This window comes from Pareuzebyella sediminis (assembly GCF_008367235.1).
GTDB lineage: Bacteria > Bacteroidota > Bacteroidia > Flavobacteriales > Flavobacteriaceae > Pareuzebyella > Pareuzebyella sediminis.
Map to the genome: position 1 here is coordinate 347,951 of NZ_VTZS01000004.1, position 22,258 is coordinate 370,208.

The following is a 22,258-nucleotide window of genomic DNA, read 5'->3' on the forward strand; positions in this document are numbered from 1 at the left end:
AAGTAAGCTATAAAAAGAAATTAAAAGAATAAAAATTTAGATTATGTCTGTAACAGCACATGCACACGTAGATGATCATGCACACGATGATCATGGGCATCATCACCACAAAGAAACTTTTGTAACAAAATACATTTTCAGTCAAGACCATAAAATGATAGCCAAGCAGTATTTGATTACGGGCTTGATTATGGGTTTCGTGGGAATCGCGATGTCTTTATTGTTCAGAATGCAATTGGCATGGCCTGGAGAGGCTAATGTAATGTTCGAAACCTTATTGGGTAAATGGGCTCCTGACGGTGTAATGGATGCCGATATCTATTTGGCATTGGTTACCATTCATGGTACCATAATGGTTTTCTTTGTATTGACGGCTGGATTAAGTGGTACATTTAGTAATCTTTTGATTCCATTGCAAATTGGAGCCCGGGATATGGCGTCCGGATTTTTGAACATGGTCTCATATTGGCTGTTTTTTACTTCGTCATTTATAATGATACTATCCTTATTTGTGGAAGCAGGCCCCGCCGCTGCCGGATGGACGATTTACCCCCCATTAAGTGCTTTGCCTATGGCGCAATCAGGCTCGGGTATGGGTATGACATTGTGGCTAGTGTCCATGGCCATCTTTATTGCTTCTTCCTTGTTAGGATCATTGAATTACATCGTCACGGTAATCAACCTTAGAACCAAGGGTATGTCGATGACACGACTTCCGTTGACAATTTGGGCTTTTTTTGTAACTGCCGTTATCGGTGTTATTTCCTTTCCGGTCTTATTGTCCGCAGCCTTGTTATTGATTATGGATAGAAGCTTTGGTACTTCCTTTTTCCTCTCCGACATTTTCATCCAAGGAGAAGTATTGCATTATCAAGGTGGATCGCCAGTGCTTTATGAGCATTTATTTTGGTTTTTAGGACACCCGGAGGTATACATCGTACTGCTTCCGGCCTTGGGGATTACCTCTGAGGTAATGTCTACCAACGCAAGAAAACCCATTTTCGGTTATCGTGCTATGGTTGCTTCTATATTGGCGATAGCATTTCTTTCGACCATAGTTTGGGGACACCACATGTTTATTTCTGGAATGAACCCCTTTCTAGGATCGGTTTTTACATTTACTACCCTATTGATTGCGATTCCCTCGGCGGTTAAGGCTTTTAATTATATTACCACGTTATGGAAGGGAAATCTACAGTTAAATCCGGCGATGCTCTTTTCCATTGGCTTGGTATCAACATTTATCACCGGGGGATTAACTGGTATAATTTTAGGGGATAGTACTTTAGATATTAACGTTCACGACACCTATTTTGTGGTAGCGCACTTTCACTTGGTAATGGGTATCTCTGCCCTTTATGGTCTTTTTGCAGGGGTTTATCATTGGTTTCCCAAAATGTTCGAAGGTAAGATGATGAATAAGAATCTGGGGTATATTCATTTTTGGATAACTGCAGTTTGCGCCTACGGTGTATTCTTCCCGATGCATTTTGTGGGTATGGCGGGAGTACCGAGACGATACTATGAGAATACGGCATTCCCGATGTTCGATGATCTTACCGATGTACAAGTTTTAATGACAGTATTCGCTTTAATAGCCGGGCTTGCCCAGTTGGTCTTCCTTTATAATTTCATTTCAAGTATTTTCTATGGTAAGAAAGGACCTAAGAATCCTTGGAAATCAAATACGTTGGAATGGACAGCCGAGGTAAAGCATATTCATGGAAATTGGGACGGTCCGATTCCTGAGGTACATCGATGGGCCTATGATTACAGTAAGGTCGATGAAAATGGGGAATATATTATACCCGGTCAAGATTTTGTTCCACAAACAGTTCCGCTTCAAAAGGATGAGGAAGAATTGCAACATTGATACTCTGAACTAGCTCAAATAAAAATGCCCGACTTTCTTAGTAGGGCATTTTTTTTTGATACTTTTATTTTATGTTTTTTCGAGTGTAAAGTTTAGATAACCTCGCTTTTATATCTGGCATGCTCTATCTTCGATGCACTAGAGAACGTATGAAAATAAAATAATGAAAAATATATTTATTTTGGCGAGCATACTTGTATGCTTTCAAATTTCTGCCCAAAGGAAGCCAAAAATTAAGGGCAATAGAAAGGTTGTCGATGTGCAGCAAGACTTACCGCCTTTCAATGCGATTGAATTAAAGGATGACCTCGAAATTAGAATTCGTAACTCGGCGCGGGAAGGCTATGAAATTACCGCAGACGATAACCTGATAGACGTATTAAAGTTTGAGGTTGAAAATGGTACTTTAGTGATAAGCGCGTTCTATAACATTACACGGAGTAAAAAGCTTGATATCAAGGTGAATTACGAGCATATAGATTCCATAACCTTATTTGATGGAAGGGTTATTACCGATGGAGCAATTGCCACAGATGAGATTTATATCAATACGTACGGAAGGTCAAAATTGGAAATTGAAGCGAATGCTCCATCGATCAACTTGAATATGGAAGAAAACAGCTCTGGCGAATTTAAATTTAACGGCGAGGTAATGAATTTTGTGCTCAAGGATAAAACTGATGCTCGAATATACGCGGCAGGTGATTTGAATACGCTTAAATTGTATGCCAATGCAAAGGTTCAATTAGAGGGAACAACACAAGAACTCAGGGCTAATCTTATCGAAAGTTCCGATTTGGAAGGAGAACGATTGGAGGCAGAGGCGGTATTTTTAACACTACAAGATCGTAGCTCTGCCCATATTAATGCCCTTAGTACGTTAGAACTTACCTCAAGGGGTTCATCAAAGACGTATTTGTTCGGTGCAGCTGAAATTAAAATTTTGGAGTTTTTAGATACGTCGGAACTTCACAAAGAAAAGTAATTAGGCTATTGGCGCTGTCATACAGTGTTCGGGAATACCGAAACCATCTACCAACACTTTTACGTGTGGTCGTAGCTCGGTACATAAGCGCTCTACACGTTGCCTTATAGCTTTAGACTTATTGCTGCCCATATAACCTTGCTCTAAATACCATGAAGCATCTCGGCGAATTTCATGAAGGGCATACAAAGTGCCTAGTTGTTTGAATAATTGACGGTTTTTTTCGTCGGTAATGGTTTCCGTAAAATCTGTAAATAGGGTATAGGCCAGTTCGTGACTGTAAGCCTTTCCCAAAGCAAGTAAATGAGTCTGCACCTTTAAAAAGGCCTGATATGAGGGAACTCCCTTTTTTATGTAATCCCTAATACGCATGGCAAGGGTATAGGTCAGTCTTCTTGTTCTATAGGTAAAGGCATGTTTGTGAAATTTTGGGTTGTATAAATGTTCCTTATCTACCTTGTTGGAATATATAGGGTTTATAGTGGTCAACGTATCGCTTAATTGCATGCTAATGATCTTCAGCACCGAAGCAAAACCCGCACTGTTGAACTCGGCTCGAAAATCGGATAAGACACCCTTCGCAGCTAATAGCAAAAGCACGGTGTTGTCGCCTTCGAAAGTGGTGAAAATATCCACATCGCCCTTTAAGTCGGCAATACGGTTTTCCAATAGATACCCTTTGCCCCCACATGCTTCACGGCATTCTTGAATGGTCGAATTGGCATACCAGGTAATTATTGATTTTAGACCCGCTACTTGGGTTTCGACCTTGCGTTTATCGGGCTGGTTTTCGTCACAGTAGGTTTCCATTACCTTATTCAATACAATATCGTATACATAGGCACTTGCTATAAGGGGGGTCAATCGTAGCTGATGGGTAGGGTAATCCATCAGAAGGTCTTCCTGAACCTTTATACTGTCATTGAACTGCCGGCGTTTCAAAGCATGGTTGATGGCAACGGCTAAAGCAAATTTTGCGCCTCCCAAGCCGGCCCGGGCAACACAGATTCTACCTCCAACCAAGGTGCCTAGCATGGTAAAAAAACGTTTGTTCGGATTTTTGATTTGAGAATGGTACCTACCATCCTCGGTTATTTCGCCATATCGGTCGAGTAAGTTGGCCCTAGGCACCGAAACTTGGTCGAACCATATTTTTCCATTATCGACGCCGTTCAGGCCTAATTTATAGCCATTGTCCTTTATGGTTACTCCTGGTAACAGTTCATGCTTTTCATTGCGAACGGGTACCAAAACGGCATGAACACCTTGGTTCTTGCCTGCAACGATCAATTGGGCAAAAACCGTCGCCATCTTAGAATGAAGGGCATTGCCTATATATTCTTTATTATCATTTTTCCCCGGGGTATGAACGACGATGCTATCGGTATCTTTGTCATAGGTGGCCGTGGTCTTGATGCCGCGTACATTAGAACCGTGGCCTGTTTCCGTCATGGCAAAACAGCCTAATAACTTAGCTTCACCTGTCCGTTTCAAATAGGCATCGTGATGTTTTTTCGTGCCGAGCTTTTGTATGCTCCCCCCGAATAGTCCAAATTGAACACCGAATTTAATGGTAAGACTGCCATCAACATACATCATGTTTTCGAACATATAGGCGTATCCTTGCATGTTGTCTTTACCACCATAGGCTTCGGGATATGCCCAAGCCCCGTAACCTTTTTGCGCCAAAAACTGTACTTGATCTAAAACGATTTTTCGAAACTCCTCCTTCTTTCTATGTACTTGCCATTTGAAGATGGGGTTTTTTAGGGTCTCCCTAAATGTATCTATATCAAGTGCATGTGCTCCTTTAAGCAAACTATCTATTTCTGAGGCACTGTAATAATTGGAGGTAGGCTCATGAACTACTTCAACGTCAAATAAATGGTTGTAATGATTAGGCTGTATGCCCAAATTGATTTCTATGTGTTTTAGTTGTTCGTTTAAAGGGCATTCCTCTTGATAATGGCATACGACTCTCTGACTAAAGTTTGTCAATGGATAGGTGTCGCTCTCGATCAATTTAACGGATGCTTGATTAATGGCCCGTTTCCATTTTTTCAATTCGTCGTTTGAGGGTGGCCGGGTAGTATCTAGCCAATCGACTAGCTGTTTTCTATCCTTTTTTGATAAGGTCGCGTCTTTAGCTATGGCATTCTGAACGACATTGAGTTCTGATACGGTCACCAGGTCATCTGACCAGATGACGTAAAAAAATGGAATATATTGAAGAATTCCAGGGGAGTAACTGTTCTTATGCATGAAATGAAATTACGATTTTTCGGTCTATTTTCGAACATAAATCCAAATCTGTCTCAGGTTTTTTAAAACATACAGGGATAAAAAAATCCCTGTTACATCGAAGCAACAGGGATTGGGAAAACAAATAGGCAATTATCTATGATTGCAACTCATAGTTTTTTGGACCGGCTGCCGTAATTTCCGGATTAACATTGGCCTCGAACTGTTTAAAATTTTGGTTGAAAAGCGTAATCAGTTTTTGTTTTACCTCTTTGTATTTAGGCTTGTCTTGCCAAGTATTTTCAGGGATCAACACCTCTGAAGGGACATTCGGACAGTTCGTTGGAATCTGAAAACCAAAGGCTTCGTCCGTTACATATTCGACCGAATCGAAATCACTATTATGAATGGCATCGATCATGGCCCTTGTATATTTAAGTTTGATACGTGTTCCTACTCCATAGGCTCCACCGGTCCACCCCGTATTCACCAACCATGCCGTAACCTCATGTGATTTGATTTTTTCGGCTAATAACTCGGCATATTTGTTGGGGTGCCACATCATGAAGGCTGCACCGAAGCAGGCACTAAAGGTGGCTTCAGGTTCGGTGACGCCCATTTCTGTCCCTGCTACCTTGGCGGTATAACCCGAAATAAAATGATAACTGGCCTGTTCTGGGGTCAATCTGCTGATAGGGGGCAAAATACCGAAGGCGTCACAAGTCAAGAAAATGATGTTTTTGGGATGCCCGGCCACGCATGGCATTTGTATATTGTCGATATAGTGAATGGGATAGGAAGCCCTTGTATTCTGAGTAATCGATACATCGGTATAATCTACTTTCCGGGTTTCTTCGTCATATGCTACATTCTCCAAAACGGTTCCGAATTTAATGGCATTATAAATGTCTGGCTCGTTTTCAGCAGAAAGATTTATAGCTTTGGCATAACATCCTCCCTCGATGTTGAAGGTGCCTTCATCGGTCCAGCAATGTTCGTCATCGCCGATCAACCTTCTTTTGGGGTCGGCACTTAACGTCGTTTTACCTGTCCCCGAAAGTCCAAAAAGAATGGTAACATCATCTTTCTCACCGACATTGGCCGAACAGTGCATAGGAAGCACTCCTTGCAAAGGCATCAGATAGTTCATGACCGAGAAGATGCCCTTTTTCATTTCTCCGGCATATTCTGTGCCCAAAATGACAATTTCCTTGCGCTCAAGGTTTAGGTCAACACTGGTTTTGGAAGTCATTTCAGACGTATATCGGTTTGCAGGAAATTGACCCGCATTGAAGATTACGTAATCAGGTTCGCCAAAATTTGCCAGCTCTTCCTTGCTGGGCATAATCAACATGTTTTGCATAAACAATGCATGGTAGGCACGTGTACATACGATGCGCGTTTTAATCCGGTAATTAGGATCCCAACCTGCAAAGGCGTCCACGACATAGAGGTGTTCACAAATATTCAGATAATCTAAAGCACGTTCATGATTAACCATAAAGGTATGCTCGTCAAGACCGATATTAATGCTTCCCCAATCTATATTGTTTTCGGAATCTGGATGCTTAACAATTCTTTTGTCTTTGGGGCTCCGGCCCGTTTTTTCGCCCGAATAGGTCATTAACGCCCCTACGTCGGAAATTGCCGTACCCTTCTCAAGCCTTAGGCCCAATTCATAAAGCACGGGTACACTGCTATTTCTATATATTTTTTCGGTGTCTATACCGTATTGTTGAAGATTGAAAGTTGCCATCTTGTATTTTTTAGGGTTCTTGTAATTGCTTTTTTGTTACAAACAAAGGTGACCATTTTGATAAGTAAAAAAGATGATAAATATCATGCGTGTCAAAAGATATAGAGCCATGGCCGTGACCATGTTTTTAATTTGATATGGAGCTTTTGATTTTTGCTATCTTTGAGACGATGAACGAGTATTTAGACCCCACCGGAGAACACTTTTCGCGAGAGGAAATCGATATAGAAAGGGCTTTGCGCCCAATTACCTTCGATGATTTTGCCGGACAGGACCAAGTTTTAGAAAATTTAAAAGTATTCGTAGAAGCCGCAAATTTACGCGGGGAAGCCTTAGACCACACTCTGTTTCATGGCCCCCCTGGCTTAGGTAAGACCACATTGGCACATATTTTGGCCAATGAACTCGGAGTGGGAATTAAAATTACATCGGGCCCGGTGTTGGATAAACCCGGTGATTTGGCCGGCCTCCTGACCAACCTGGAAGAACGTGATGTACTTTTTATAGATGAAATACATCGTCTGAGTCCCATAGTCGAAGAATACCTTTACTCGGCCATGGAAGACTACAAAATTGATATTATGATAGAAACCGGTCCCAATGCTAGATCGGTTCAAATAAACTTGAACCCATTTACCTTGATAGGTGCTACAACGCGATCTGGTCTTTTGACCTCTCCAATGAGAGCCCGTTTCGGAATACAGAGCCGGTTACAGTATTACTCTACAGAGCTTCTTTCTACCATTGTCGAACGAAGTGCCGAAATTTTAAAAGTTCCGATAACAAATGACGCCGCCATAGAAATTGCCGGTAGAAGTAGAGGTACTCCGCGTATTTGTAATGCACTTTTAAGACGGGTAAGGGATTTTGCCCAAATCAAAGGGAATGGTAATATCGATATTGATATTTCGAGGTTCGGTCTGAAAGCCCTCAACGTAGATGCACACGGATTAGACGAAATGGACAACAAAATACTCGTAACGATTATCGACAAATTTAAAGGGGGCCCTGTAGGTATTACCACCTTGGCGACCGCGGTTTCTGAAAGTTCCGAAACTATAGAAGAAGTATATGAACCTTTTTTGATACAAGAGGGATTCATCATGCGCACACCCCGGGGGAGGGAGGCGACTGAATTAGCCTACAAGCATTTGGGGCGTATCAAGGGAGGGCAGCAACCGGGATTGTTTTGAGATCTGAAATTCCAACGGTACCTTGGAAAGAGGTATTGAAAAAACGGAAGCAAATACTAAAGAATCCCTTACCTTTTCATAAAGAGTACTTCAAAATATATGGGGATACTTTCCGTGTTAATTTAGGAAACCGAAATAATTGGGTCTTTACACGGAACCCCGAGACGATAAAATATATTCTTCAGACTAACCAAAGAAATTACCATAAATCTACGCTACAGACTAAAGATCTGGCAAAATATGTGGGTCATGGGTTATTGACTTCAAACGGGGCTTCCTGGCGTACGCATCGCAGAATGATTCAACCCGCTTTTCATAAAAAGAAACTCGTAGGGCTTCTCGAAATCATGTTGAAGGCCGTACGGAGTGAATTAAAAAATATGAAGTTCGATAAAGAATATAATATATTTCCCATGTTGGGTGATCTCGCCTTTCAAGTCGTCGCCCAATCCCTATTTAGTGCAGATGATATTAGGGAAAGTATGCAAAGGCTTAAGCACATTACAATGAGCAATCAAAAGATGCTGATCAAAGAAATGCGCTTGCCTTACTTAAAATGGTGGTTTCGTTTAAATGGTAATATCGGAAAACATCTAAAAATGGGTCAGGAGGCTAGGGCTATTTTAGATACCCTCCTTGAAAGGCGTCTAGCTTCTAAAGTCAAGAAGGAAGACCTTTTAGATATGCTTTTGACCGCTAGATATGAAGATGGTACGCCAATGTCAAGGAAGCAACTGTTGGATGAAGTGTTGATTCTTTTTGTGGCTGGTCATGAAACGACTGCAAATGCATTGGGTTTTACCTTACTGCTCTTGGCCGGACATCCTGAATATCAAGAGAAATTGTTCGATGAAGTCAAAAATGTAGATTTGGCGGAAGATGATTTGATGGCACAGCTAGAGCGCCTTACATTTACGAAACAGTGCATCGAAGAAGCGATGCGACTCTATCCACCCGCCTATTTTTTCGACAGGGTAAGTCAAACTGATGATGTGGTAAATGGTATGAGCTATAAGAAAGGTACGGTTTGGTTGATGAGTATTTATGAACTGCACCGGCATGAAGGATTTTGGAAAAATCCTGGAGATTTTATGCCCGAACGTTTTGATGCTAAAAATAGAAAGAACGTGTCGGACCATTATTTTCCATTTGGGGCCGGCCCAAGAATGTGTATCGGGAATAATTTTGCCATGTACGAAATGATAATGACCGTTGCTATACTTTTAAAGGAATATAAGATAACGTCTTCTTTGAAAACAATTGAGCTGAACCCTTTAATTACTTTAAAGCCCTTGGCCGTACCTTTAAAAATTCAAACCCGTTAGATGAGAGCCATTGCTGAAGATCGCTCGAAACTGATTAAGGCCGAAGCCAAACGCCTCGGCTTTTTGTCGTGTGGCATATCAAAGGCCGAGTTTTTAGAGCAAGAGGCGCCCAGGCTCGAAAAATGGCTTGCCAAGAATATGCAGGGGGAGATGCACTATATGGAAAATCACTTTGACAAACGTCTTGACCCAAGACTTTTGGTCGATGGGGCAAAATCTGTAATCTCCCTACTCTTGAATTATTATCCCGAAGACAAGCAGATTGAAAACACTTATAAGATTTCTAAATATGCCTACGGCAAAGATTACCACCATGTGATCAAGTCGAAACTAAAGGAGTTGCAAGAATTTATCGCACAAGAGATTGGGGAGGTCAATGGACGTGCATTTGTTGATTCGGCGCCTGTTTTGGACAAAGCTTGGGCAGCGAAAAGCGGATTGGGATGGATCGGCAAAAACAGCAATCTCCTTACGCAACAGGTAGGGTCGTTCTATTTTATTGCAGAACTGATTGTCGATTTGGAATTACAATATGACACTCCGGTTACAGATCATTGTGGTACCTGTACGGCCTGTATTGATGCTTGTCCGACCCAGGCTATTACCGACCCATATATTGTAGACGGGAGCAAGTGTATTTCTTATTTTACTATTGAACTGAAAAATGAAATACCAGCGGAATTCCAGGGCAAATTCGATGATTGGATGTTCGGCTGCGACATTTGCCAAGACGTTTGCCCTTGGAACCGTTTTTCCGTACCCCATAATGAACCACTTTTCGACCCTCATCCTGAACTACCATCTATGACTAAAAAAGATTGGGAAGAGATTACGGAAGACGTGTTTAAAAAGGTATTTCGAAAATCAGCGGTGAAACGCACAAAATTTTCAGGATTGAAAAGAAATATCGACTTTCTCAAATAAAACGTATTCTTCTCAAACGTTTGAGTTGTAAAATCCTCAATTTTCACACCCAAAAAGTATCGAAATAAGGTAGTTTGTAGTATATTTTGGGGATATTCCCAAGTCATTGTCAATTATAACCGCAATCAAAACCAAACTGCAATGAAAATCAAGAAACCAAAACTTTCCTTTTGGCAGATATTTAATATGAATGTTGGGTTCTTAGGAATTCAATACAGCTTTGGACTACAACAAACCGCGGTAAACCCGATATTCCTTTATTTAGGTGCCCCGGAAGATATGCTTCCCATATTGAATATCGCGGGTCCGGTTACAGGTTTAATTATACAACCAATTATCGGGGCCATGTCCGATAAGACATGGTCGCCCAAATGGGGCCGAAGAAAACCTTATTTCTTGATCGGTGCGCTCTTGGGCAGCATTTGTTTATTTGCCTTTCCGACCAGTCCGACACTTTGGTTTGCAGTCGGACTCTTATGGATTCTGGATGTGGGAAATAACATGGCCATGGAGCCCTATAGGGCCTTTGTAGGGGATAAACTGCCGGAAGAGCAATTAAGCCTGGGCTATCAGATGCAAAGCCTTTTCGTAGGTGCCGGCATCTTGTTGGCCAATGGTTCCATAGTGCTTTTTCAGAAGTTTTTCGGTGGGGAATCGGTCGAGGTTGCCGGAGCTATTCCGACCTGGTTGTATTATTCGTTTTATATAGGGGCGATTTTGTCTATCACTACCATTGTATGGTCGGTACTTAAAACTCCGGAAATTCCGCCCACTGACGAAGAGTTACTAGACATAAATACCGCGAAGGGGAAACCAATAAGGACCCGTATGGCAAAGCCTTTCCTTGAAATAGTCGAAGCGGTCAAGCAAATGCCCAAGTTCATGTGGAAACTGGGGGCCGTATATTTATTTCAATGGTATGCGCTTTTTGTCTATTGGCAGTATATTACCCCCTTATTTAAACTTACTTTAGGTTATTCTACGTCAGAGGCAGCTTCACAGGCTGCCCAAATGAGCCTGACCTATAATATAGTCACGATGGTCGTAGCCCTGGGTCTTGTGCCCCTTACCCTGAGATTTGGCGGTAAAAAGATTTATGCTTACAGCCTGTTCGGTACGGCCATAGCCCTTATTTCGATTACATTTATAGAAGATCCCTTACTTGTATTGGCCCCCATGGTACTCTTTGGTATCGGGTGGGCGGCAATGATGGGCATTCCCTATACCATGGTTTCGAAAATCGTACCCCAGGAAAGAAGAGGGGTTTACATGGGCATACTGAATATGATGATCGTGATTCCTATGGGTATCGAGACGTTGACTTTCGGCCCCATCTATAAATATCTACTGGGCGATAATGCCATAAACGCCATGCTTTTTGCAGGAGGCTTCTTTGTTCTCGCGGCTATCTTGGCAATGAGATTGAAAGAAGAAAGGTCTGCAGAAGAAGAGTCCATCTACACCTTGGACGAGGAATGATTTACTGGCTTGCGATTTTAAATAGATTATTGAGGCATGTTTGTACCGCCGTTTCAAGAATACCCTTAAATTTGTTTTCCTAAAACCATAGGTCATCAGTCATGAGCAAACAGAAACAACGGAGGGAAGCCTTAGTATATCATGCGAAGCCCCAACCCGGAAAAATAAAAATTGTTCCCACAAAACCTTATGCTACCCAGCGTGATCTGGCGCTAGCTTATTCTCCAGGGGTTGCAGAACCTTGTCTTGAAATTGCCAAAGACAAGGAGAATGCATATAAATATACCTCAAAAGGTAATTTGGTGGCCGTAATTTCTAACGGTACGGCTGTCTTAGGTTTGGGTAACATCGGTCCCGAGGCATCAAAGCCGGTTATGGAAGGCAAAGGGTTACTATTTAAGATATTCGCCGATATCGATGGAATGGATATTGAAATTGATACCGAGGACGTAGACAAATTCGTGGAAACTGTTAAAATGATCGCTCCGACCTTTGGCGGTATAAACCTCGAGGACATCAAGGCGCCCGAAGCCTTTGAAATCGAAAGAAGGCTCAAGGAAGAGCTAGATATACCGGTGATGCACGACGATCAGCATGGCACTGCAATAATTTCTGCCTCTGCTCTTTTGAACGCACTCGAACTGGCCGATAAGAAAATGGAAGAAGTGCAAATAGTAATCAGTGGCGCCGGGGCCGCAGCGGTTTCTTGCACGAAATTATACAAGGCCTTTGGTGCCAAAGCTGAAAATATTGTAATGCTCGACAGTAAAGGCGTTATAAGAAAGGATGCAAAAAACCTTTCGCCTTCTAAACTCGAGTTTGCTACCGATCGAAAGATTGACACGTTAGCCGAGGCGATGCAAAACGCCGATGTTTTTATCGGTCTTTCCATCGCGGATATTTTTACGCCTGACATGTTGAAATCAATGGCCGACAATCCGATTGTATTCGCCATGGCCAATCCAAACCCCGAAATAAACTATGACTTGGCCATGAAAACCCGAAAGGACATCATTATGGCGACCGGGCGTTCCGACCATCCGAACCAAGTGAACAACGTACTTGGTTTTCCTTTCATATTCAGGGGGGCACTAGATGTTCGGGCAACATCCATCAACGAAGAAATGAAAATGGCTGCGGTCAAGGCGTTGGCCGATCTGGCCAAACAACCCGTGCCGGAACAAGTGAATATCGCCTATGGCGAGACACGCCTTACCTTTGGCAGGGACTATATCATTCCGAAACCTTTTGATCAACGATTGATCTCCGAGATTCCTCCAGCAGTGGCAAAAGCTGCGATGGATAGCGGCGTAGCCAAGCACCCTATAGAAGACTGGGACAAATACAAGGAAGAGTTGATGCAGCGCTCCGGCAATGATAATAAGGTGGTTCGCTTGTTACATAATAGGGCAAAACAGAGTATAAAGCGTATAGTTTTTGCGGAAGCAGATCATCTCGATGTATTAAAGGCAGCACAAATAGTTTATGAAGAAGGTATTGCCGAACCTATATTGTTGGGTAAAAAGGAAATCATAGTAGAGCTTAAGAAAGAATTGGAGTTCGATGCGGATATTCCCATTTTAGACCCGACCTCAGAGGAGTTTGATGAAAAGCACATTCGTTATGCGACCAAGTTCTGGGAAAAAAGAAAGCGAAGTGGTACTACGTTGTACAGCTCGAAAATAAAAATGCGGGAGCGTAATTACTTTGGTGCGATGATGGTCATGGAAGGTGATGCCGATGGAATGATATCTGGATATTCAAGGGCATACCCCACCGTGGTGAAACCGATTTTTGAAGTCATTGGAAGAGCATTAAATGTAAAGAAGGTGGCCACTGTGAATATCATGATTACGAATAAAGGCCCCTTGTTTTTGGCGGATACTTCGATAAATATCGATCCGAATGCTGAAGAAATAGCTGAAATTGCTCAAATGACCGCCAGGGTAGCCGCCACTTTTGGTTTTGATCCTGTATTGGCCCTGCTCTCCTATGCCAATTTTGGATCTTCAAATCATCCCCATGCCAAAAAAGTCAGGGAAGCCGTTCGTATTCTTCACGAAACGAATCCCGAATTGGTAGTCGATGGAGAAATTCAGACCGATTTTGCATTGAACAGGGAATTACTCCAAAGCCAATTTCCATTTTCAAAATTAGCTGGGAAAAGGGTCAATACCTTGATTTTCCCAAATTTGGAATCTGCCAATATCACATACAAGCTATTGAAGGAACTCAATGGTGCCGATTCTATCGGGCCCATTATGGTCGGATTGAGAAAATCTGTACACATTTTGCAATTGGGAGCCAGCGTAGACGAGATGGTCAATATGACGGCCGTTGCTGTTATTGACGCTCAGGAACGCGAAAGACGAAAAAAGGCTAAAGTAGCAGAGTAAGCCGTTTTTCAGCTTTGAATGCATAGTGGCTTGATTCCATAATAAATATGAGTAATCGAACAACTTATTGGTAGGCCATGATTTGAACAAGCCCTTGGTATGGGTTTGTTAGACACCGTATCAAAGACAATGATTAGAACCTAAACGCTATGATTCATCACCTAAAAGGCAAACTTGTTGAAAAGAATCCCACCGATGTTGTGATAGAATGCTGCGGAGTAGGCTATTTCGTAAACATTTCATTACACACTTTTTCAAGAATAGGTGATGCCGAGCAAATACAGCTTTTTACACATCTCCAGGTAAAAGAAGATTCCCATACCTTATTTGGTTTTTCAGAGAAATCGGAGCGCGAAATTTTCAGGTTACTACTTTCGGTTTCCGGTATCGGAAGCAGCACGGCCCGAACCATGCTTTCTTCACTTTCTCCGGCGCAAATAAGGGATGCCATTGCGAATGGCAATGTGCCTACTATTCAGTCAATCAAAGGCATAGGTGCCAAAACCGCACAACGCGTCATTCTTGATCTTCGAGATAAGATTTTAAAAGTCTACGATATTGACGAACTTTCCTCGCCTGCGAACAATACAAATAAAGATGAAGCGTTATCTGCATTAGAGGTTCTTGGCTTTGCCAGAAGACCTGCCGAAAAAGTGGTAGATAAAGTGCTTTCCCAAGACCCCTCTCAAAGCGTAGAGAACATTATAAAACTTGCGCTTAAAAATTTGTAACAATTTTGAATAACGGGGCCGAAAAATTACTTAAATCATCATTTAAGTGTACTCTCCTATTCTTGTTTTTCGTTATGGCTTCGGGCACTTCCTTTGCCCAAGATACCGAAGACGAGAATGACGGAGAGCAGCAGGTCGATTCGGTGAAGACTGGTTTTTCTTTGGGAAGTCTTAAGCTGGAAAACCCCGAAAGTATTGTCTCCAAATATATTTATGATCCAAAGCTCGATATGTACATCTACTCTGAAAAAGTAGGTGATTTTGATATCGGTTATCCTATTATCCTCACTCCAGATCAGTACTATGAACTAGTTCGGAAAGAAGGTATAAAAGATTACTTTAAGGAAAAGTCCGATGCCTTTTCCGGGAAAAAGGAGGGTAGTGAGGAAGCACGTAGAAATCTACTTCCGAATTTTTATGTGAATAATAATTTTTTCGAGTCCATCTTCGGAGGGAATACAATTGAAGTCATTCCCCAAGGATCCGTGGCCATGGATTTAGGGGTTATTTGGCAGAAAAATGATAATCCGGCCCTATCCCCCAGAAACCGTACGAACCTATCCTTCGATTTTGATCAGCGGATAAGCCTGAGCATGTTAGGTAAGATTGGCGAACGCCTTCAGGTGACGGCCAATTATGATACGGAAGCCACTTTTGATTTTCAAAATATTGTTAAGCTCGATTACACCCCGACTGAAGACGATATCTTACAGTCGATCGAAGTAGGTAATGTAAATATGCCTCTTAACAGTTCATTGATCACGGGCGCGCAAAGCCTATTCGGGGTCAAAACCCAATTACAGTTTGGCCGCACAAAGGTGACTGCCGTATTTTCTGAACAACGTTCGCAAAATAGTACGGTCGTAGCCCAAGGGGGAGGCACCTTGAGCGAGTTCTCGGTAACTGCCCTTGACTATGATGAAGACAAGCATTTCTTTTTGGCACAATATTTCAGGGACAATTATGACCAAGCCCTTGCCAATTACCCCTATATAAGAAGCCAAGTTCAAATAACACGTTTAGAGGTGTGGGTCACCAATAGAAGCCAGCAAACGCTGAACGTTCGTAACGTCGTGGGTATTCAAGATCTAGGTGAATATGATCCGCTAAATGGGGTCGTCGACGCTAAGACCCGAATTTATAGGGAAATTGCGGGAAATAGCCCCCCATCAGGGTTTTTCAATCAGAACAATGGTCAACCCAATGCCCTTCCACGAAATAATGCGAATGATTATGATCCTGCTTTAATCGGTTCCGGAGGCGCTCTGACCGCAAGTATAAGGGATATAGCCACTATCGAGCAAGGGTTTAATATACCTGGGTACCAGACCAATCAAGGGTTTGATTATGCCTACTTGGAAAATGCACGAAAATTGGAACCGATTCGAGACTATCAGTTCAATTCCCAATTAGGCTATATTTCGTTGAACCAGCGGTTGAGCAATGATGAAGTTTTGGCGGTGGCCTTTCAATACACGTACAATGGAAATGTATATCAAGTAGGGGAGTTTGCAAACGGCGGGGTTGATGCCACTTCGGTTTCGGGAGCCATCGAAAGCCCCATAATCAATAACAATACCCTCATTTTAAAATTACTCAAAAGTAATATAACCAATGTGTCGGATCCTATTTGGGATTTGATGATGAAAAATATCTATGCTACCGGTGCCTTTCGTTTAAGTCAGGAAGACTTTAAATTGAACATACTTTACAGCAACCCGACACCTAGAAATTATATTACTCCCGTAGACGATGCTACTTGGCCCGAAGGCTTACAAGACCGAATATTGTTGAATGTGTTCAATTTTGATCGATTGAACGTTTATAATGATGTGCAACCCGGAGGTGATGGTTTTTTTGATTTTATTCCCGGAATGACAGTTGATACCCAAAATGGTCAAATCATTTTTACTAAAGTAGAGCCGTTCGGTGAATATCTTTTCGAACAATTGGGCGGTGGTGATTATGACCTTGCGAACAGTTACAACCCCAACCAAGAGCGGTATGTATTCAGGGATATGTACGAATTTACCAAAGCTGCCGCACTGCAAGACCCCGAGAAGAATAAATTCTTGCTGAAGGGAAGGTATAAATCAGAGGGAAGCAATGGCATTCCGATTGGAGCGTTCAATGTGCCACGAGGTTCTGTTCGGGTTACTGCGGGGGGTCGTCAACTGCAGGAAGGTATAGACTACACGGTCAACTATCAGACCGGTACAGTGCAAATTTTAGACCCCAGTCTCGAGGCCTCGAATACACCAATTAATATATCCGTTGAGAATAACGCGGTTTTCGGCCAACAGACCCGTAGGTTCACCGGAGTGAATGTGGAGCATCAATTCAATAAGAATTTTGTTATAGGAGCGACGTTGTTGAATCTAAACGAACGTCCACTTACCCAAAAATCTAATTTTGGGGTAGAACCGGTGAATAATACCATTTTTGGTTTTAATGGAAATTTTTCTACTGAAGTACCCTTCTTGACTCGTATGGTCAACAAATTACCCAATATTGATACGGACGTTCCTTCAAATGTTTCGGTACGGGGGGAAGTGGCTTGGTTGAAGCCCAATTCACCTAAAAATGCTGATTTTCAAGGAGAAACAACGACCTATTTAGATGATTTTGAAGGAGCACAAGCCTTGATCGATATACGTTCGTCGTTAGGGTGGGCGTTAGCGAGTGTTCCCGATAGTATCGCCAAGGAGGCCCCTCCTGAACCTTTGGGGGAAGGATTCGGAAGGGCTAAGCTGGCTTGGTATACCATCGACCCCATATTTTATACCAATCAGCGACCATCGAGCATTAGCGATAGCGATATATCGACCAACGCAACAAGACGTATTTTTATAGATGAGGTGTTTCCTAAGGTCGAAGTGGCGCAGGGCCAGACCCGGCAGCAGACCACCCTTGATTTGGCCTATTATCCAAACTTAAAGGGCCCTTACAATGCCAATGCCAACTTTGAAGGTCAATCAGCGAATCAAAAATGGGCGGGTATTATGCGCTCCTTGAGTAGTACCAACTTTGAACAGGCCAATGTGGAATTTGTTCAATTCTGGGTAATGGATCCATATGTAGATGGTATAACTGCAGGAGGAAACAATGGTGATTTGGTATTGCACTTGGGAAATATTACGGAAGACATACTGCCCGATGGTAGAAAGCAATATGAAAACGGACTGCCCGTCGATATCAATAGCAACGATAAGACTATAACTACAGATTGGTCGAGAGTACCCGCCACACAGGCTTTGGTATATGCTTTTGATGTGAACGAGGGAAGTCGCGAAGCACAAGACCTTGGTTTTGACGGATTGAACGACGTAGATGAAGAAGCCATATACGGAATTGGGAACGGACCTGATCCTGCCCTGGATAATTATGAATATTTTCTTCAACGTGACGGTAGTATTTTAAATCGCTATCTAAACTTTAACAATCCCCAAGGAAATTCGCCTGTACAGGTGACCAATAACAATAGGGGCTCGACGACCTTGCCCGATGTCGAAGATATCGACAGGGACCTCACCATGAATACCGTCAACAGTTATTATCAGTACAGAATTAAGATCAAACCAAATACTACGATCAATGATAAGTATGTAACGGACATTCGTGATTCATTGGAGTTATCAGGTAACCGTATTCCTGATGGAAGTACGGTGCGAACAAGATGGATTCAGTATAAAATCCCCCTCAGTGATTTTGAAAAGGCGGTGGGAGGTATTACCGATTTTCGATCTATAAGTGCCATGCGCATGTATTTGACAGGTTTTCAAGATGATATAGTCTTGCGCTTTGCTACTTTAGATTTGGTCAGGGGCGATTGGAGAACGTATGTAAAATCGCTCGATGAAGATGACCCGAATACAGCGGATGATGGCACAACCGTAGATGTGAATGCCGTGAACATTCAAGAGAATGAAAACCGAACCCCGATTCCCTATGTTTTACCACCGGGCGTACGTCGCGAACAATTAAATAACAATAATACCATCATTCAGCAGAACGAGCAGTCGCTGTCTTTGGTAGTAGAGAATCTTGAACCCCAAGACTCACGGGGAGTTTTTAAGAATTTAAACATTGACGTACGCCAGTATGAAAAATTGAAAATGTTTATTCACGCAGAAAAAATCCTGGAAAGTGATATCTATAACGTTGAAAATCCGTTGGTAGGGTTCTTGCGTATCGGTACCGATTTTTCTCAAAATTTCTATCAATTGGAATTGCCATTGGATTTTACGCCGTTCAATTCGAGGTCAGAAGATGCCATTTGGCCCGTGAATAATGAAATGGAAATTATTCTAGCCGATTTGAACAAGGTCAAATCTACTTGGATTGCAGGGGACGACCTAAATGAAATACGCTTTTTTGAGGTAATAGATGGCGAAGTGGTATCCGTTGATGAATTTGCACCTAGAACCCCTGGTAAATTGCGTATTGGTATTAAGGGGAACCCTTCTTTGGGAAGCATAAGAAGTATGATGGTCGGTGTTAAAAACTCGGCCAATGTACCCGCAAGGGGAGAAGTCTGGTTTAATGAATTACGTTTGGCGGGTCTCGATAATGAGGGAGGTTGGGCCGCAGTCGCCGCGGTCGATGCCAACATAGCCGATTTTGCGAATGTGTCTGCAACCGGAAGTACCAGTACCTCTGGTTTCGGGTCGATAGATCAAATGCCTAACGAACGTGCCCGTGAAGATGCCATAACCTATGATGTGGTTACCAATGTCAATGTCGGGCAGTTGCTCCCTCCTAAATGGGGTATTCAGATACCGTTTAATTACGGAATTTCGGAGGAGTTGGTAACTCCCGAGTTTGATCCCGTTTATGACGATTTAAAGTTGAATGATCGTATTGATGCTGCTGAAACTACCGAGGAGGCCGAATCTATTCAAGAACAGGCGGAAGATTATACAAAGCGTACCAGTATCAATCTTATCGGGGTACGGAAAGATAGAGGAGAAGAGGCAGAAGCCAATTTCTACGATATAGAGAACTTTACGTTCAACTATTCCTATAATGAAACAAACCATCGTGATTTTGAAATCGCGTCTTTAGACGATAAAAGCGTAGTGGCCGGTTTTGTATACAATCATAGTTTTAAACCTGTGGAGGTCGCGCCGTTTGCCAAGAACGACTCCCTCTTTACAGGAAAGTATTGGCAGTGGCTAAAAGAATTAAATCTCAGCCTGCTACCTACCACAGTTTCCGTAAATTCAAATATTAACCGCCAATTTAACCAACAACGGTTTCGTGACGTAGTAGAAGAAGGTGTGGAGAAATTGGAACTGCCTACACTAAGGCAGCGCAACTACCTTTTTAACTGGCAGTATTCTGTGAACTATAGTTTGACCAAATCTTTACGGCTAAATTTGACGGGTAGCAATAATCATATTGTTCGTAACTATCTGGAAGATCCTTCAAACCCGAATTCCGATATCGATGAAACTCTTGGTTTGTGGGACGGATTCTGGGATTTGGGGGAGCCCAACCGGCATGCGCAAAACTTAGAATTGAACTACGAACTTCCCTTTAGCAAAATTCCAGTATTAGACTTTATCAATGCCCAATATACCTATAGTAGCAACTTCGATTGGCAAAGAGGGGGTGACGCCCTCAATCTGGCAGTCGCCGAACAAAAGAACAATACCGATGTAGTTTCTATTAACCGGGTGCAGAATGCGAGTGTTCATAATTTGACGGCCAATTTGACTATGCAGAAGTTCTACGACATGATCGGGCTCAAGAAACGCGATGGCAAATCGAATGTTAATGCTGCCCCTGTGCGAAAAGACAAGGCCGGTAATCCGATACGAGGTGAGCAGAAGCCCCAGAATAAAACGAGTGGCCTTTTCAATACGGCGGTAGATATTTTGACCATGGTAAAAAGACTGAACATTAACTATAACCAAACAAGCGGGAAAGCGCTCCCAGGGTATACACAATCGATTGGTTTTATAGGTTCTTTACGCCCTTCGTTCGGTTTTGTGTTCGGTAGTCAGGCCGATGTTCGATTTGAAGCAGCCCGTAAAGGCTGGCTTTTGAACTTTGATCAGTTCAATGAACAATATATAGAAAACACCAACCGCCAATTGAATATCACCGCAACGGCACAACCTGCAAGAGATCTCACCATCGATTTGACAGCGGATCGGCAATATCAAAATAGTTATCAAGAAAATTATGATGTGGAAAAATGGGCCAATAATATTCGGCCCTTAGGAAATGAATATGGTAATTTTAGTATCTCTACCATGATGATCGGTACGGTTTTTGGCAAAAGCGACGAGTTCACTTCTGAGAACTTCGAGAAATTTAAAGAAAATCGGATAACGATTGCCAACCGCTTAGAAGCCGATAGGGGAAATAAATCCTCTGGTGTCGATACTGAGGGATATCCTCAACTGTATGGTAAAACACAGCAAGAAGTACTTCTTCCCGCTTTTTTTGCCGCCTATACGGGTCAAGATGTGAACAGGGTGAACCTAGATGTATTTCGTGAAATACCTATACCTAATTGGAATATAAAATATACCGGCCTGATGCGCAATAAGTGGTTTCAAAAGAAATTTCAGCGTTTCTCTTTGAGCCATGGCTATCGTGCCGCCTATAGTATCAATTCGTTTCAGACTAACTTGGAAAAAGTGCAATTGGGAACCGACGGAGTGGCCCAAACCGACGCCGAATCAGGAGACCTCTTACCCGACTTGATTTTGAACAATGTGGTGTTAAACGATGAATTCAACCCTCTAATGCGAGTAGATTTTGAAATGAAGAACTCGGTGAGCGTACTTGCCGAAATGCGAAAAAGCCGGATATTGGCATTAAGTTTTGATAATAATTTGATGACCGAAACCAACGGTAATGAATATACCTTAGGCCTTGGTTACCGGTTCAAGGATGTAAAGTTCGTTACCAATATAGGAGGTAATAAAACCCGATTAAAGGGCGATTTGAACCTCAAAGCAGATGTTACGTTACGCGATAACATTACGATTATCAGAAATCTTGATATTGATAATAATCAGATTACGTCGGGACAAAATCTACTATCGATAAAGTTTACGGCGGATTACGCCTTGAGTAAAAACCTGAACGTGCTTTTCTTTTATGACCATTCCTTTTCACAGTTTGCCATCTCTACCGCCTTTCCGCAGACGACAATAAATGCAGGATTTACGCTCCGCTATAATTTTGGTAATTAGTACTTTTGGATGGATTAGCTTCAGAAGCTATTTATAGTAGGTCTGGAAATCTATTTGCTTCAAATTGAAGAAAAGGAACGTCAATTTTCACTGTTTTAGCGGTAAACTGTAAGTTGAATTTATTTTTTTGAAATTCGATTTGGA

Annotated in this window: 11 protein-coding genes; 9 read left to right on the forward strand and 2 right to left on the reverse strand. The window is 42.3% G+C overall.

Annotated elements, in window-relative coordinates:
• The first annotated feature begins 43 nt into the window (after positions 1-43).
• Positions 44-1,873 (forward strand): cytochrome c oxidase subunit I, encoded by a 1,830-nt coding sequence (locus tag F2B13_RS15635; protein WP_149276723.1) that lies wholly within the window; start codon positions 44-46, stop codon positions 1,871-1,873.
• 163 nt (positions 1,874-2,036) lie between these two features.
• Complete coding sequence (locus tag F2B13_RS15640; RefSeq protein ID WP_149304627.1) at positions 2,037-2,858, forward strand: GIN domain-containing protein; 822 nt, start codon at positions 2,037-2,039, stop codon at positions 2,856-2,858.
• Here the strand turns inward: F2B13_RS15640 and F2B13_RS15645 are convergent, their stop codons facing one another.
• Together F2B13_RS15645 and pckA are read right to left on the reverse strand one after the other, a co-directional pair.
• Positions 2,859-5,120, reverse strand: a complete 2,262-nt coding sequence (locus tag F2B13_RS15645) for an acyl-CoA dehydrogenase family protein (protein ID WP_149304628.1) — start codon at positions 5,118-5,120, stop codon at positions 2,859-2,861.
• A 136-nt stretch (positions 5,121-5,256) separates the two neighbouring features.
• Positions 5,257-6,855: a phosphoenolpyruvate carboxykinase (ATP) gene (gene pckA / locus F2B13_RS15650; RefSeq protein WP_149304629.1), complete on the reverse strand. Its 1,599-nt coding sequence runs from the start codon at positions 6,853-6,855 to the stop codon at positions 5,257-5,259.
• 170 nt (positions 6,856-7,025) lie between these two features.
• Here pckA and ruvB point away from each other — a divergent pair, with 170 nt between their 5' ends.
• The 7 genes from ruvB to sov all read left to right on the forward strand — a co-directional run bounded on the left by ruvB (position 7,026) and on the right by sov (position 22,114).
• Positions 7,026-8,048: a Holliday junction branch migration DNA helicase RuvB gene (gene ruvB / locus F2B13_RS15655; protein ID WP_149276727.1), complete on the forward strand. Its 1,023-nt coding sequence runs from the start codon at positions 7,026-7,028 to the stop codon at positions 8,046-8,048.
• Positions 8,045-9,373: a cytochrome P450 gene (locus tag F2B13_RS15660; protein ID WP_232625254.1), complete on the forward strand. Its 1,329-nt coding sequence runs from the start codon at positions 8,045-8,047 to the stop codon at positions 9,371-9,373. Before ruvB ends, F2B13_RS15660 begins: the two co-directional genes overlap by 4 nt.
• Complete coding sequence (gene queG, locus F2B13_RS15665) at positions 9,374-10,297, forward strand: tRNA epoxyqueuosine(34) reductase QueG (RefSeq protein WP_149276729.1); 924 nt, start codon at positions 9,374-9,376, stop codon at positions 10,295-10,297.
• 141 nt (positions 10,298-10,438) lie between these two features.
• Positions 10,439-11,776 (forward strand): MFS transporter, encoded by a 1,338-nt coding sequence (locus tag F2B13_RS15670; RefSeq protein WP_149276730.1) that lies wholly within the window; start codon positions 10,439-10,441, stop codon positions 11,774-11,776.
• 101 nt (positions 11,777-11,877) lie between these two features.
• Positions 11,878-14,172 (forward strand): NADP-dependent malic enzyme, encoded by a 2,295-nt coding sequence (locus F2B13_RS15675; protein ID WP_149276731.1) that lies wholly within the window; start codon positions 11,878-11,880, stop codon positions 14,170-14,172.
• Between the two features lie 149 nt (positions 14,173-14,321).
• Positions 14,322-14,903 carry a Holliday junction branch migration protein RuvA gene (gene ruvA, locus F2B13_RS15680; RefSeq protein ID WP_149276732.1) on the forward strand — a complete coding sequence of 194 codons (582 nt, stop codon included), beginning with the start codon at positions 14,322-14,324 and terminating at the stop codon, positions 14,901-14,903.
• A 5-nt stretch (positions 14,904-14,908) separates the two neighbouring features.
• The gene (sov, locus tag F2B13_RS15685) at positions 14,909-22,114 is read left to right on the forward strand and encodes a T9SS outer membrane translocon Sov/SprA (protein ID WP_449406417.1); all 7,206 of its coding nucleotides are present in this window, start codon (positions 14,909-14,911) and stop codon (positions 22,112-22,114) included.
• Positions 22,115-22,258 lie beyond the last annotated feature (144 nt).

Coding starts and splice junctions, on each gene's coding strand:
- F2B13_RS15635 (WP_149276723.1), top strand. CDS start 44: ATGTCTGTAACAGCACATGCACACGTAGATGATCATGCACACGATGAT.
- F2B13_RS15640 (WP_149304627.1), top strand. CDS start 2,037: ATGAAAAATATATTTATTTTGGCGAGCATACTTGTATGCTTTCAAATT.
- F2B13_RS15645 (WP_149304628.1), bottom strand. CDS start 5,120: ATGCATAAGAACAGTTACTCCCCTGGAATTCTTCAATATATTCCATTT.
- pckA (WP_149304629.1), bottom strand. CDS start 6,855: ATGGCAACTTTCAATCTTCAACAATACGGTATAGACACCGAAAAAATA.
- ruvB (WP_149276727.1), top strand. CDS start 7,026: ATGAACGAGTATTTAGACCCCACCGGAGAACACTTTTCGCGAGAGGAA.
- queG (WP_149276729.1), top strand. CDS start 9,374: ATGAGAGCCATTGCTGAAGATCGCTCGAAACTGATTAAGGCCGAAGCC.
- F2B13_RS15670 (WP_149276730.1), top strand. CDS start 10,439: ATGAAAATCAAGAAACCAAAACTTTCCTTTTGGCAGATATTTAATATG.
- F2B13_RS15675 (WP_149276731.1), top strand. CDS start 11,878: ATGAGCAAACAGAAACAACGGAGGGAAGCCTTAGTATATCATGCGAAG.
- ruvA (WP_149276732.1), top strand. CDS start 14,322: ATGATTCATCACCTAAAAGGCAAACTTGTTGAAAAGAATCCCACCGAT.